At 70.7% G+C, this 13,510-nt stretch carries 9 protein-coding genes and 1 pseudogene; 3 read left to right on the forward strand and 7 right to left on the reverse strand.

Annotated elements, in window-relative coordinates:
* Positions 1–91: 91 nt before the first annotated feature.
* Complete coding sequence (locus HMPREF3165_RS11615) at positions 92–2,785, reverse strand: excinuclease ABC subunit UvrA (RefSeq protein ID WP_050783213.1); 2,694 nt, start codon at positions 2,783–2,785, stop codon at positions 92–94.
* Between the two features lie 251 nt (positions 2,786–3,036).
* Here HMPREF3165_RS11615 and HMPREF3165_RS11625 point away from each other — a divergent pair, with 251 nt between their 5' ends.
* The 3 genes from HMPREF3165_RS11625 to HMPREF3165_RS11635 all read left to right on the forward strand — a co-directional run bounded on the left by HMPREF3165_RS11625 (position 3,037) and on the right by HMPREF3165_RS11635 (position 5,887).
* Positions 3,037–4,230, forward strand: a complete 1,194-nt coding sequence (locus HMPREF3165_RS11625) for an alcohol dehydrogenase catalytic domain-containing protein (protein WP_010614309.1) — start codon at positions 3,037–3,039, stop codon at positions 4,228–4,230.
* 230 nt (positions 4,231–4,460) lie between these two features.
* Positions 4,461–5,444 carry a helix-turn-helix domain-containing protein gene (locus HMPREF3165_RS11630; protein ID WP_010614308.1) on the forward strand — a complete coding sequence of 328 codons (984 nt, stop codon included), beginning with the start codon at positions 4,461–4,463 and terminating at the stop codon, positions 5,442–5,444.
* Positions 5,441–5,887, forward strand: coding sequence for a DUF4186 family protein (locus HMPREF3165_RS11635; protein WP_010614307.1), 447 nt, complete (start codon positions 5,441–5,443; stop codon positions 5,885–5,887). Before HMPREF3165_RS11630 ends, HMPREF3165_RS11635 begins: the two co-directional genes overlap by 4 nt.
* 39 nt (positions 5,888–5,926) lie before the next feature.
* On the opposite strand, the gene HMPREF3165_RS11640 is transcribed toward HMPREF3165_RS11635, so the two are convergent.
* The 6 genes and pseudogenes from HMPREF3165_RS11640 to HMPREF3165_RS13955 all read right to left on the reverse strand — a co-directional run.
* On the reverse strand, positions 5,927–7,897 hold the full coding sequence (locus HMPREF3165_RS11640; protein ID WP_070513727.1) for an ATP-binding cassette domain-containing protein: 1,971 nt from the start codon (positions 7,895–7,897) through the stop codon (positions 5,927–5,929).
* The gene (locus HMPREF3165_RS11645) at positions 7,894–9,570 is read right to left on the reverse strand and encodes an ABC transporter substrate-binding protein (RefSeq protein ID WP_070513729.1); all 1,677 of its coding nucleotides are present in this window, start codon (positions 9,568–9,570) and stop codon (positions 7,894–7,896) included. The genes HMPREF3165_RS11640 and HMPREF3165_RS11645 overlap by 4 nt, the downstream gene beginning before the upstream one ends.
* A 104-nt stretch (positions 9,571–9,674) precedes the next feature.
* Positions 9,675–10,661: an ABC transporter permease gene (locus tag HMPREF3165_RS11650; RefSeq protein ID WP_070513731.1), complete on the reverse strand. Its 987-nt coding sequence runs from the start codon at positions 10,659–10,661 to the stop codon at positions 9,675–9,677.
* A complete protein-coding gene (locus HMPREF3165_RS11655; protein ID WP_070513733.1) occupies positions 10,658–11,713 on the reverse strand; it encodes an ABC transporter permease in 1,056 nt (351 codons plus the stop codon). Before HMPREF3165_RS11655 ends, HMPREF3165_RS11650 begins: the two co-directional genes overlap by 4 nt.
* A gap of 212 nt (positions 11,714–11,925) precedes the next feature.
* On the reverse strand, positions 11,926–13,050 hold the full coding sequence (locus HMPREF3165_RS11660; RefSeq protein ID WP_070513736.1) for an ABC transporter ATP-binding protein: 1,125 nt from the start codon (positions 13,048–13,050) through the stop codon (positions 11,926–11,928).
* Positions 13,047–13,510, reverse strand: a pseudogene (locus HMPREF3165_RS13955) (hypothetical protein); the annotation flags it as partial. The gene HMPREF3165_RS11660 and the pseudogene HMPREF3165_RS13955, both read right to left, overlap by 4 nt.

Genomic DNA, 13,510 nt, shown 5'->3' on the forward strand with positions numbered 1-13,510 from the left:
CGAAACTCTCAGAAGTCATGAGACAACACAATGCGCTTAACCCCCGACCAATACGCCCCGAGGTTCGTGGAGAGGGACTCCTCCCACGGAGTCATCTGAGGGAGGCGGCCTCCTCAAGCGCGGAGGCGAGGTACCCGGCGGACGCGCCGAACCCGGCCGAGGCGACCTGCGCCGGGGTTCCCGATACGACCACCGTGCCGCCGTCGTCTCCCGCTCCGGGGCCGAGGTCGATGACGTGGTCAGCGGCGGCGACGACGCGCATATCGAGCTCGACCGCGACAACGGTGTTGCCGGCCTCGACGAGCGTGTGCAGGTGGGTGACGAGACGGTCGGCGTCGGCGCAGTGCAGGCCGGAGGTGGGCTCATCAAGCACGTAGAGGGTGTCTCCCCGCTGGGCACGCTGGAGCTCCGAGGCGAGCTTGACGCGTTGGGCCTCACCACCGGACAGCTGTGTCGCAGGCTGCCCGAGCCGCAGGTACCCGAGACCCACGTCGATCAACGCAGTCAGCGAGCGCATGATGTCGAACTCGCCGTCGAAGAACTCGTGCGCCTCCTCGACGCTCATGGCGAGAATCTCTGCGATATTGCGCCCGCGCCAGGTGATCTCCAACGTACTGGACCGGTAGCGGGTGCCGTGGCAGTCCGGGCACTCGGTGTAGACCGAGGGAAGGAAGAGCAGCTCCACCATGACCGATCCCTCGCCCTCACAGGTCGGGCAGCGGCCGCCGGCGACATTGAAGGAGAACCGGCCCGGCTTGTACCTGCGGGAGCGGGCCTCGGGAGTCTCGGCAAACCGCCGCCGCACGTGATCGAACAACCCGGTGTAGGTCGCGATGTTGGAGCGCGGGGTCCGGCCGATGGGCTTCTGGTCGATGCTCACGACTCGCCGTACCCCGGTCAGGTCGCCCTCGACACGCCCACCGAGCTCGTCGGGCTCGTCCGACAGCAGCAGCTCATCACCCTCGGGGGCCTCATCCTCGCCGGCCTGGACGGTCCGGCCCAGCCGCTCACTGAGCAGGACGGGCAGCGCCTGGCTGACCAGGCTCGACTTGCCCGACCCGGAGACCCCGGTGACGGCGGTGAAAACTCCCAGCGGCAGCGAGACCGACACGCCGTGCAAATTGTTGCGGGTGACGTTCTCAAACCGCAGCCACCCCTGTGGCTCCCGGGCGACCCTCGCAGGCAGGCCGCTGCCGCCGAAGACGTATCCACGGGTCACCGACTCCTCGACGTCGGCGAGCCCGGCCGTGGGACCGCTGTAGATGACGCGTCCACCGCGCTCGCCCGCGCCCGGGCCGATATCGACCATCCAGTCCGCGTGCCGCATCACGTCCACCGAGTGCTCCACGATGAACAGGCTGTTCCCACGGCGCTTGAGGCCGTCAAGAACGCCGAGCAGCGCGCTGACGTCCTGGGGATGGAGCCCGGCCGAGGGCTCATCGAGCACGTAGACCACGCCGAAGAGCTCGGAGGTCAGCTGGGTCGCGAGCCGCAGCCGTTGCAGCTCCCCGCCCGAGAGCGTGGGCGTCGTGCGCCCCAGGGAGAGGTAGCCCAGGCCGAGGTCGATGATCGGCCGCAGCCGGTCGATGAGCTCCGCGCCCAGGCGTGCTGTCGCGGCGAGCTTCTCGGCCGAGCGGTTCGGCGTCCTGCGCACGTCGGGAGCCGCCGCGTGGGCGGATCCGCCGGCGTCGACGCGCTGACGGACGGCGTCTTGGCGGGCGATCTCGTCCAGGGGTCGTCCGGTGATCTCGACGTCGTCGCCCCCTTCGGAGGCCTGCTCGACCGCCTTCTCGATCAGTGAGAGCAGCTCGGCCAGCGTCAGGTCGGAGATGTCGGCGACGTCGAGCCCCTCGAAGGTGACCCTCAGCGCCTCCGGCTTCAACCGCTTGCCGTGGCAGGCGGGGCAGGGCGCGGCGGTGAGGAACTGCGCCACGCGCCGCTTCATGGATGCGCTCTTGGTGTTGGCGAACGTGTCGAGCACGTAGCGGCGCGCGCCGACGAAGGTGCCCGAGTAGCTCGGCTCGACGCCGGCCGCGATCGCGGCACGGGCCTCGGAGAGAGTGAGCCGCGAGTGCACGGGAACGTGCGGCGTCTCCTCGGTATAGAGGATCCAGTCCCGTTCCTCCTTCGGCAGATCCTTCCAGGGCACGTCGACGTCGTAGCCGAGCGCGACCAGCACATCGCGCAGCTGGTGACCGTGCCAGGCGGTCGGCCACGAGGCGATCGCCCGCTGACGGATCGTCAGGGAGGGGTCCGGCACCATCTGCTCCTCGGTGACCTCGTACACGCGGCCGATGCCGTGGCACCGCAGGCACGCGCCCTGCACGGTGTTGGCGGAGAAGTCCTCGGCGTAGAGCATCGGCTGGTCATCGGGGTAGTCGCCGGCCCGGGAGTAGAGCATGCGCACGAGGGAGGAGAGCGTGGTGATGCTGCCCACGGAGGAGCGGGCACTGCTGCCCCCGCGCTGCTGCTGGAGGGCGACGGCGGGAGGCATGCCCGTGATCGAGTCGACGTCGGGGACCCCCGCCTGGTCGATGAGCCGGCGGGCGTAGGGGGCGACGGACTCGAGGTAGCGGCGCTGGGACTCCGCGTACAGGGTTCCGAAGGCCAGCGACGACTTCCCCGACCCGGAAACACCGGTGAACACCACCAGCGCGTCGCGGGGAACTGTGAGATCGACATTCTTGAGGTTGTGCTCGCGAGCGCCGAGAACACGTACGTCGGGCTGGACGAACGACGAGTCATCCGACGAGTCATCGGGGGCGGGCACTGGTTCTTGGGTCATGCTGGGGAGGCTAGCAATGTTCGCCGTCATGACGGCGAACATAGGCAAGCATGAGGGCGAAGGATCGTGGGCCTGGAAGTGCCCGGTCCTCCGTCTGGCACGCAGTGTTAGTACGGTGGCACGCATGGCGATAGAGGACGAGCCCGCCAAGGTTCTACCGTGGATGTTTGCCGTGGTCGCAGCCCACGAGGTCCCGGGTTGACCGCTGGGCGCCGTTGCGACCAGGCCATCCACCGTCAGAGGAGAACGTTATGGCAAGCAGCAACCGCGCCGTCGTATTCGAGGGCACCAGAGACATGCGGGTCGAGTCCCTCGACTTCCCGAAGCTCGAGATGCCGAACGGCAAGAAGGCCCCCCACGGAGTCATCCTCAGGATCGTCGCCACCAACATCTGCGGGTCCGACCTGCATATCTACCGAGGCTCCTTCCCCGTTCCCCAGGGCATGGTCATGGGGCACGAGATGACCGGGGAGGTCATCGAGGTCGGCTCCGACGTCGAGTTCCTCTCCGAGGGCGACCTGGTCTCGGTCCCGTTCAACGTCGCCTGCGGGCGCTGCCGCAACTGCCGAGCGGGCCGCACGGACGTCTGCGAGACCACCAACCCCGCCGTCTCCTGCGGCGCCTACGGGTTCAACCTGGGCGACTGGCAGGGCGGCCAGGCCGAGTACCTGTTCGTCCCCTACGCCGACTTCCAGCTGCTCCGCTTCCCCGACCGCGATCAGGCCATGGAGAAGATCCGCGACCTGGCGCTGCTGTCAGACATCCTGCCCACCGCCTTCCACGGTCTCATGGAGGCCGGGGCCAAGCCCGGCTCAACCGTCTACATCGCCGGCGCCGGCCCGGTGGGCCGCTGTGGCGCCGCAGCGGCCCGGCTCCTGGGAGCTTCCTGCATCATCGTCGGCGACTACTACCAGGACCGCCTCGACCTGATGAGGAACAACGGCTGCGAGACCATCGACCTCAGCCAGGACGTTCCACTGACCGACCAGATCGAGGCCATCCTCGGCGAGCCCATGGTCGACTGCGCGGTCGACTACGTCGGGACCGAGGCCCATGGCATCGGCCGCGAGGCTGAGGATATGGGCCCCGCCCACGCCATCAACCAGGTCATCGACGCCACTCGTGCCGGCGGTGCCACCGGGATCATCGGCGTCTACGGCCCGGACCCCCTGGCGGAGTCCAAGGAGGAGCAGGCGGGCACCTACCCCATCGACTTCGGCAAGGCGTGGATCAAGTCTCCGAAGATCACGGCCGGACAGGCCCCGATCATGCGCTACAACCGCCAGCTGATGATGGCGATCCTGTGGGACCGCATGCCCTACCTCCGTGACATGCTCAACACCAAGGTCATCAGCCTCGACGAGGCCCCCGACGCCTACGCAACCTTCGACACCGGCGTCTCGGACAAGTTCATCATCGACCCCCACGGCCTGGTCGCCGCCTGATCCCAGGTCTGCACCGATCCTTCGGTCCGCGGTCGTCGTCCAGGCGACGACCGCGGACCGGCCTGTTTCACGCCCGGACCTCCCGCGTTCTCCCACAGCGGCACGGACCAGGCCCCGCGGTGATTCCGCTGTACGGTGGAGTGAGGGTCGGCTTAATCACGGAAACCACCGGCGTCGACCAGCGAACAGGGACGTGATCCATGGGGCAGGAGAGCACTTTCGTGCCACAAATGACATCCTTCTCGACCCGGAACGCCGGACCCGGCAACGAGGTCGACTACTGGCGCCAGGCTCGCCGGGAGGCCTATGTCTCAGCCAGAACCGATCCCATCGGCACCGGGTTCGGTGGCGAGATCCAGCTGGGCCAATACGCCGACTTCCGCCTGTCCACCAAGCGGGCCCGTACCGAGCACGTCCGACGCTCCCGCAACGACATCGCCCAGGGACATGAGGACCAGGACTACCTCTACGTCCTGTTCCAGGTCCGCGGCACCCTGCTCGTCGAGCAGGCCGGTCGCACGGCACTCGCCTCTCCCGGGTCGCTCGTCATCTACGACAGTGCGAGTCCCTTCTCCTTACGCGCCAAGGACTACTACGAGCAGGTCGTCCTCGAGCTCCCCGCCGACGACGTATTCGCCCGCGTCGGCATCAACCGCAGCAGCCACTTGCTGGCGAGGACCTTCACCCGGGACGGGGCGATGGAGCCGGTCGCAAGCTTCTTCACGGGTCTCGCCCGGAGCCAGGCCGGTGACCCTACAGGCGCGCAACGGCTCGAGCCGCAGGCCTCGGCCCTGGGGTCGTCACTCATCGCTCTTCTCCTACCGATGCACACCCACGCCGAGGCACCCGATGCCGTACGGCGTAGCGAGGCACTGGCCTACATGCGGTCTCATCTCACCGACCCCGACCTGGACGCCGGGCATATCGCCACCAGCCTCCATCTCTCCCGGCGCACGCTGTTCCGTCTGTTCGAGGGGACCGGTGAGTCAGTCATGGGCCACCTGCGCTCACTGCGGCTGGAGAGGGCCCGTCTGATGCTCCGCACCCAGCCGGCCAAGCCGATCTCCGCAATCGCGCTCGAGACGGGTTTCTCCGGACCCGTGCAGCTGCACCGAGCCTTCCGCACGACGATGGGGATGACCCCGGGCGAGTACCGAGAGCTCGCCGACCGCGACGCCGTCCTACGTGAGAGGGATTCGGACCACAGCCCATGAGCAGCGACGTCGAAGAGACCGGCAGGCAGCGGCTCAGGCGTTTAGTCATGGACCGGGAACGGCTGGATGACCTCCTGAACGGCATCACACGGACTCCGTTCAGGTCAAGGTTCGCACTGCGCCCATCCGAGCTCACCTACACCGCGTCACACGGCCCTGATGCCATTGCCCGGCACGCGAGAAAGATCGTCGACGAGCGGCTCGCACCGGCCTGTCCGGACAAGGACGGCAGGCAGACCCCGTGGGGAGGACATCCCGTCTTCCGGGCCCAGCACGCCACCGCCACCTGCTGCAGGAAGTGTCTTCAGACCAATCACGGGATCGCCCGAGGACACGAGCTCAGCGAGCTGGAGCGCCAGTACGTCGTCGCCGTCGTCTGTCGCTGGATCGAGCGCGAGAGCAGAACGAGGAAGGCGGGCGTACCGCCCCCGACCCTGTTCTGAGCCGGCAGGCGGCGAGACGGGGACGAGGAAGGTACCGGGTCAGGCGGCGGGCGCAGCGGATTCAGCGGCCTCGGCCTGGAGGGCCCGGCGGCGCTCGCGGCGGGCGGCCTGCACGACCGGGTCGGGCACGGGCACGGCCATGACCAGGCGCCGGGTGTAGTCCTCGCGCGGGCGGGCCAGCACCTGCTCGGTGGGCCCGGACTCCACCACCCGCCCACCGCTGAGCACCACGGTGCGCGCGGCGATGGAGTCGACGACGGCCAGATCGTGGGAGACGAACAGGCAGGCGAAGCCCAGCTCGGCCTGCAGCGAGCGCAGCAGGTCCAGGACCACCGCCTGCACCGAGACGTCCAAGGCGCTGGTGGGCTCGTCGGCGATCACCAGACGCGGGTCCAGAGCCAGGGCCCGGGCGATCGCCACCCGCTGACGCTGACCCCCGCTCATCTCGTGCGGGTAGCGCTCGGCCATGGCGGCCGGCAGCCTCACCGCCTCGAGCAGCTCGCGCACGCGGGTGCGCCTGGCCGGGGAGTCGAAGCCGCCGTGGATGAGCATGGGCTCGGCGATCGAGGCCCCCACGGTGCGCCGCGGATTGAGGGAGGAGGCCGGGTTCTGGTAGACGACGCCCGTCGAGCGGCGCACGGGCAGCAGGTCGCGGCGCCTGGCCCCGGCCACCTCGACGCCGTCGACACGCACACTGCCCGAGGCGATGGGCACCAGCCCCGTGAGGGTCCCGGCGATCGTCGACTTGCCCGATCCGGACTCGCCCACCAGGCCCAGGACCTCGCCCGGCGCGATCGTCAGTGAGGCGTCGTGCACGGCGTGGACCGTGCGGCGCCCGTTGCGGTACACAACGTTCAGTCCCTCAACGGCGACGACTGGCTCGGCCGCTCCCTTGGCCGGCGCCTCGGACTCGCGGGCGACCGCAGCGAAGGGGTCCTCCTGGCGCAGGGAGTCCAGGCGGGGCACGGCGGCGAGCAGCTCGCGGGTGTACTCGTGCCTGGGCCTCTGGAAGATCTCGCGCACGGCTGCGCGCTCGACGATGCGTCCGTGGCGCATGACGGCGACATCGTCGGCCACATCAGCGACGACGGCCATGTCGTGGGTGATGAGGAGGACCGCCACGCCCTCGTCCCGGGTCAGGGAGCGCAGCAGGTCGAGGATCCCAGCCTGGACAGTGACGTCGAGCGCTGTGGTGGGCTCGTCGGCGATGAGGACCGGCGGGTCGCAGGCCATGGCCAGGGCGATGCAGGCGCGCTGCAGCTGGCCGCCGGAGAGCTGGTGGGGGTAGGAGCGGGCGATGCGCTCGAGCACCTCAGCATCGGCACTGTCAGCACTGTCGGCACTGTCCTTCCCGCCCGTACCGCCGCCCAGCCCCACTCGGGCGAGCAGCTCACGCACCCGGGCGTCGACCTCGGCGCGGCTGAGCCGACCCGACCGGCCTGACCGACCTGACCCTCCGGGTCGGCCGGGTCGCCGTCGGCCCCCGCCACCGGCCTGGGAGCCGGCCTCCGGTCCGGCGCTCGCGTGAGCCCGCCCGAAGGCGTCGGGGTGGGCGCGCACGGCCTCCCCGATCTGGAAGGCGATGGTCTCCAGCGGGTCCAGGGCTGTGGTCGGCTCCTGGAAGATCGTGCCGACGAGGCGTCCACGCACGTCGTCGAGCACCGGGCGCAAGGCCCCCACGAGCTCGACGGCCTCCGCGGTCCCGGACTCTCTGCCGTCCTGGCTGGCCTCGCGGGCCGCGCCGGGGTCGATGACGCGCGCCGATCCGGTGACGGTGGCGGTGGGAGGGAGCAGACCCAGGGCGCCCAGGGCGGTCACCGATTTCCCGGAGCCGGACTCTCCCACGAGGGCCTGGACGCGTCCGGGCCGAAGGTCCAGGTCGATGCCGGTGGAGGCGGGAGTATCGGAGCCGGCGAAGGTGACGCCGAAGCCGCGCAGGCTCAGCGCCACGTCGTCGGCGACCGGTGCGTCAGCGGACTGCGCGTGGGCGCCCTGGGTCTGCCGGCTCATGAGGCGCTCACTCCGATCACCTGGTAGCTGGGGTAGGCGGGGTAGGACTCGACGAAGAACCCGGCCACTCCCGAGCCGTGCAGGAAGGAGTTGCGCCGGTAGGCCAGGGGCACCACGGGCACCTCCTCGGCGATCTTGCGGTCCAGGGCCGCCCACTGGGCCTGCGCGGCCTTGGCGTCGAGGTTGGCCTGGGCCTGGGCGATGGCCGCGTCGACCTCCGCGTTGGAGTAGCGGGCGTAGTTGGAGCCGCCCGAGCCGATCTCGGAGGAGGCGAACAGGGGCTGGATGTTGGCGTTGGCAGAGGGGTAGTCCGGGTTCCAGTTGGCGATCGCCAGGTCGTAGGTGGAGCCATCGCCCTTGGAGGCGCGCTCGGTGAAGGTGTCGGGCTCGACCGGCTCGATGGTGACCGTCAGGCCGGCCTCCTTGAGGGACTGGCCCACGGCCTCGGCCATCGCCTTGGAGGCGGCGCCGTTGTCGGTGAGCAGGACCAGGGCCGGCACGGTCTTGCCGGTCAGGAGCTCCTTGGCCTTGGCTGCGTCGTGGGGGTAGAGGTCGTAGCTCTGGCGGCCGGGGATCCCCGGGGTGATGTAGGTGGAGGCGGCCTGGGCGCCGAGCTCCCCACCCAGGGCGGCGACGACGGCGGCCTTGTCGATCGCGTGGGCGATGGCCTTGCGCACGTTGACGTCGCTGACGCGCTGGACGTTGACGGCCAGGAAGGCCAGCGGTCCGCCCTCGGGGCTGGTGGCCAGGCGGGACTTGGCGCTGTCGTTGGCTGAGACCTGGGCGAGCTGGGCGGCCGAGACGCGGTCGGCACCGAAGGCGTTGCGGTCCTCTCCGGAGTCGGCGATGAGCCGCTGAGCGGAGGTGGTCTCGTCCTGGCCGAGTGAGAAGGTGAAGGTGTCGGGCAGGGCCAGGCGGATGCTGTCGGTGTCCTTGGACCAGTGCGGGTTGCGCTTGAGGGTGATGGAGGAGCCTTGCTTGTACTGGTCGATCTGGTAGGGCCCCGAGGCGATGGGGGCGTGGGAGTAGGTGGCGGGGTCGTCGCCCTCGGGCACCGGTGAGAAGGCCGGCTGGGCGACGATCCAGGGCCAGTCGCCGAAGGCGCGCGCCAGGTGGAAGACGATGGTGGACTCGTCGGGGGTCTCGATCGAGCTCAGGTGGGCGCCGGAGTACGGGCCCTGGTAGCCCTCGGCGCCGGCCAGGAGGGACTTGTGGTAGCCCAGGCCTCCGGAGAGGGCCGGCGCGAAGGAGCGCTCGACGCCGTGCTTGATGTGGGCCGAGGTGATGGCCGAGCCGTCGGAGAACTTGAGGCCCTTCTTGAGGGTGAAGGTCCAGGTCCGGCCGTCGTCGGAGGCCTTGCCGGTGTCGGTGGCCAGGTCGGGGGCGAGCTCGACGGGCTTGCCGGGGGCCAGCTTCCAGGTGGTCAGACGCCGGTGGACCAGGCCGAGGGAGGTCATGGGCATCGACTGGCTCTTGGCGGGATCCCAGCCGACGTCGGTGGCCGAGGTCAGGATGGTGAGGTTGCCGCCGGCCTTGGCGCTGGCCGAGGCGCCCGAGGATGAGCGTGAGTTGGCCCCGCAGGCGGCCAGGGTCAGCGCAGTCAGGGCGGTCATGCCGGTTCCGGCCAGGAAGGCGCGGCGGGAGGCGATGAGGGTGCGGTAGCGGTGAGACATGGGTGTCCTTCCTGTGCTGCGGTCGGCCCGTGGTGGGTCGCCGGTCGGGGTCCCGACGCCGTCGGCGCCGGAAGAGAGGTGGGGGTGGGCCTTGGGGAGGCCGGTCAGAGACGGGGGTCGATGAGGGTGGCGACGGCGTCGGCCACAAGGTTGGCGACGACGACGAAGGCGGCGGCGACCAGGGTGACTCCCATGACGACGGGGACGTCGGAGGTGCCGACGGCATCCATGAGGAGGGCACCCAGGCCCTGCATGGAGAAGACGCGTTCGGTGATGACCGCGCCGCCCAGCAGGCCACCCAGGTCGAGGGCGAAGTAGGTGACCACCGGAAGGGAGATGTTGCGCATCACGTGGCGGCCGACGACTCGGCGCTCGGACAGGCCGACGGCGCGCGCGGTGCGCACGTAGTCCTCGCCGAGGTTCTCCAGCATCTCGCCGCGCACCATGCGGGCGTAGACGGCCGCGGAGATGAGGGCGAGGACGCACCAGGGCAGGATGAGATGCCAGGCCCAGTCCAGGGGGCTGTCGGCGAAGGGGACGTAGCCGGAGACCGGCACCATGTCGAGGGTGAAGCCGAACAGGAGGATGCCCAGCAGCCCCACGAGGTAGGCGGGTGAGGAGATGCCCAGGACCGTTCCGGTCATGATGGTGCGGTCCAGGCGCGATCCGCGTCTGAGGGCGGAGACGACGCCTGCGCCCACACCGATGGCCAGCCACAGGACGGCGGCCCCCACGGCGATCGAGGCGGTCACGGGCAGTCGGGTGGCCACGAGCTCGCTGACCGGCGTCGACAGGCGGAAGGAGTAGCCCAGGCAGGGGGAGGCGCAGGCGATGGCGCCGGAGCCCTCACCGAAGGTGCGCCCCCCGACGATGCCCTGGAGGTAGTGCCAGAACTGGGTATACCAGGGCAGGTCGTACCCCATGAAGGCGCGGGCGCGCTCGAGGTTCTCCGGGGTGCAGGGCCGGCCGCAGGCCAGGGTGGCCGGGTCGGAGGGCCACAGGGAGAAGATGGCGAAGGTGATGAAGACGATGATGACGAGGGTCGCCAGGGTGCGGACGAGCCTGAGGCCGAGGAAGTGCAGGCGGTTCATCGGTGCTCACCGGTCCTGGGGTCGAGGGCGTCGCGCAGGCCGTCGCCGAAGAGGTTGAAGGCCAGGGTCACCAGGAACAGGGCGGCGCCGGGGAAGACGAGATACCAGGGGTCGGTGGCGACCCAGGTGATGGCCGAGCCGATGGAGCGGCCCCAGGACGGTGTCGGTGGGGGCACGCCCACCCCGAGGAAGGACAGGGCGGCCTCGGCGGTGATCTTGCCGGGGATGGAGATGGTGGTGAGCACGATGATGGTGGCCACGAGGTTGGGCAGGACCTGGGTGGTCATGATGTGCAGGCCGCCGGCGCCCATGGCCCGCGAGGCTCCCACGAAGGTTCGGGCGCGCACGGCCATGGTCCGCGAGCGCAGGACGCGCGCGGTCGAGGGCCAGCCGAGGAGCCCGATGATGAGGATCATGACCGGTACGCGCGGGGCGGTAGCAGGGATGATCGCGGAGATGGCGATCATGAAAACCAGGTGGGGGAAGCCGAGGGCGATATCGGTCAGGCGCGAGACGATGGCGTCCCACCAGCCGCCCAGGTAGCCGGCGCTCAGCCCCAGGCTGATGGCGATGAGCATCGACAGGACGGTGGCTCCCATGCCGATGGAGAAGGAGGTGCGGGTTCCCTCCACGACGACGGCGAACAGGTCTCGCCCCGTCTGGGGCTCGACGCCGAAGGGGTGGGCGGCGCTGATGCCCCCGAAGCGACCGGCGGGGATACCGGAGGGTGCGAGCAGGTCGAGGTGGTAGGTGTAGGGGTCCACGCCGAGAACCCGGGTGATCCAGGGGGCGAGGAGGGCCACGAGGGTGGTCGCGATGACGACGGCGCCTCCGGCCAGGGCCCAGCGGTCAGCGGCCAGGCGACGCCAGACCTGACGGGAGCCGCCGGGGCGCTCGTGAAAGGCGCGGTCGGCGGTGGGCGCCGCGGCGTCTGCGGCAGCGGCGTCGTCGGCAGCAACGCCAACGTCGATGGCGGCGTCGGCGGGGTCAGCGGCCTCGAGGGGGCCGGCGGCGCTGGTGGAGGCAGGGGTGTCCTGGGTGGACGAGTGCACGGGGGCACCTCACAGGTATTAGGAGCAGGCGCTCAACGAATGGGACGTGGGCTGTCGTCAGCGACAGCAACAGCTCCACATTCGCTTGGCCATGACGTTCTCCTGAGAGGCACCTGAAGATGACGAGCAGACAGTAGCAGGAAGTCTGATGAATCGCGAAAGTCGTCTCGGTCACTCGGGCCGGCGCATCGAGGTACAGCCGGCTGGCGACCCTAGAGGCGGACGGTGCGGGCGGGGTCGAGACTCAGGGTGACGCGCGCCCCGGACGCGTGAGGGCGCCGGGTCAGGGCGGTAGCACGGGTAGCACGAGCCGGCTCACGACCCGCCGCCACATCAGCCCCGACGCCGGACGGCTCAGCCGGCCCGTCCGACCCCACCAGCCCGGCGAGCTCCTCGGGGTCAAGCTCGACCTCGGCCTCCCACTGGCCACGGCGCAGCCGCGAGGCCAGCACGGTGGCCGGCAGAGTGGCCGGCAGAGTGGCCGGTGTCGCCGGCGCCTCCGCCTGCACGGAGCTGCCCCGCTCCCCCGGTTCCCCGGGCTCCCCCTCAGCGGCCTCCACCACGCGCAGCGCGCCGGGGGCGAGGGCAAGGTCGCCGACGACGTCGAAGCCCAGGAACCGCGCCACCTTGCTGCTTGCGGGGTCGGCCCACAGGCGCTGGGGCGTGTCCAGGCGCAGGAGGCGGCCAGCCTCCATAACGCCGACCCGGTCGGCCACGGTCATGGCCTCGTCCTGGTCGTGGGTGACGTAGAGCGCCGTCGTACCGCCCCGACGCAGGATGGTGCGCACGTCGGTGGCCAGCTGCTCGCGCAGGGCCCGGTCCAGGGCGGACAGGGGCTCGTCCAGCAGCAGCAGCCTCGGCGCCGGTGCCAGCGCCCGGGCCAGGGCCACCCGCTGGGCCTGCCCGCCGGACAGGGTCGTCACGCGCCGCCGCTCGAAGCCGGGCAGGCCGACGAGCTCAAGCATCTCGCGCACCCGCTCACCCCGCTGGGCGCGCGGCAGGCCGGTGAGACCGTAGGCGATATTGCTGCCGACGTCGCGGTGCTCGAAGAGCTGGCCGTCCTGGAACATGAGGCCGAAGCCGCGCTTGTGGACGGGCACGCGCACCATGCTCCGCCCGTCCCAGGCGACCTCGCCGGCGGCCACATCCTCCAGGCCGGCCACCGCGCGCAGCAGGGAGGACTTGCCCGAGCCCGAGGCCCCCAGGAGGGCGACGACCTCCCCGGCGGCCACCTCCAGGTCGACGCCGTCGACGGCGTGCAGGTCCCCGTAGGTCACGGCGAGCCCGCGCACGGACAGGCCCGTCGAAGTACTGGTGTCACTGGCAGTCGGGCTCATGGCCGCTCGCCTCCGTCCGTCCTGGGCCCGCGCGACCGGGCCGCCTTGTTGTTTCCGCCCGTCGCGCCCACCGCATGCCGGCCGGCCTCCACGGAGGTTGCGCGCTGCGGGGCGGATCGATGCACCGACGCCCCACCGGGCCTCGACGTCGCGCCCGCGCTCCCGCCTCGCCCGGGGCCGAGCCGGGTCTGGAGCCACTCGCAGCCGAGCATGACGGCGGCGCTGCCCACCGCCAGGACCACGCCCCCGGCCAGCGCCATCCCCTGGTTCTGCGAGCCGGGGCTACCGATGAGCCGGTAGACGACCACCGGCAGGGTCGGCTCCTGAGGCCGGGCCAGGAACGACGTCGCCCCGAACTCCCCCAGCGACGTCGCCAGGGCGAAGCCGGCCGCCAGCCCGCCGGCGCGCAGCAGCTGGGGCCCGTCCACGGTCGCCAGCACCCGGCCGGGCCCGGCCCCCA

The organism is Actinomyces sp. HMSC08A09, from assembly GCF_001807465.1.
GTDB lineage: Bacteria > Actinomycetota > Actinomycetes > Actinomycetales > Actinomycetaceae > Actinomyces > Actinomyces oris.

Excerpts from the sequence above, each read along its gene's own strand:
- HMPREF3165_RS11635 (WP_010614307.1), top strand. The coding sequence starts at position 5,441 with ATGAGCAGCGACGTCGAAGAGACCGGCAGGCAGCGGCTCAGGCGTTTA.
- HMPREF3165_RS11615 (WP_050783213.1), bottom strand. The coding sequence starts at position 2,785 with ATGACCCAAGAACCAGTGCCCGCCCCCGATGACTCGTCGGATGACTCG.
- HMPREF3165_RS11650 (WP_070513731.1), bottom strand. The coding sequence starts at position 10,661 with ATGAACCGCCTGCACTTCCTCGGCCTCAGGCTCGTCCGCACCCTGGCG.
- HMPREF3165_RS11630 (WP_010614308.1), top strand. The coding sequence starts at position 4,461 with ATGACATCCTTCTCGACCCGGAACGCCGGACCCGGCAACGAGGTCGAC.
- HMPREF3165_RS11640 (WP_070513727.1), bottom strand. The coding sequence starts at position 7,897 with ATGAGCCGGCAGACCCAGGGCGCCCACGCGCAGTCCGCTGACGCACCG.
- HMPREF3165_RS11625 (WP_010614309.1), top strand. The coding sequence starts at position 3,037 with ATGGCAAGCAGCAACCGCGCCGTCGTATTCGAGGGCACCAGAGACATG.
- HMPREF3165_RS11645 (WP_070513729.1), bottom strand. The coding sequence starts at position 9,570 with ATGTCTCACCGCTACCGCACCCTCATCGCCTCCCGCCGCGCCTTCCTG.
- HMPREF3165_RS11660 (WP_070513736.1), bottom strand. The coding sequence starts at position 13,050 with ATGAGCCCGACTGCCAGTGACACCAGTACTTCGACGGGCCTGTCCGTG.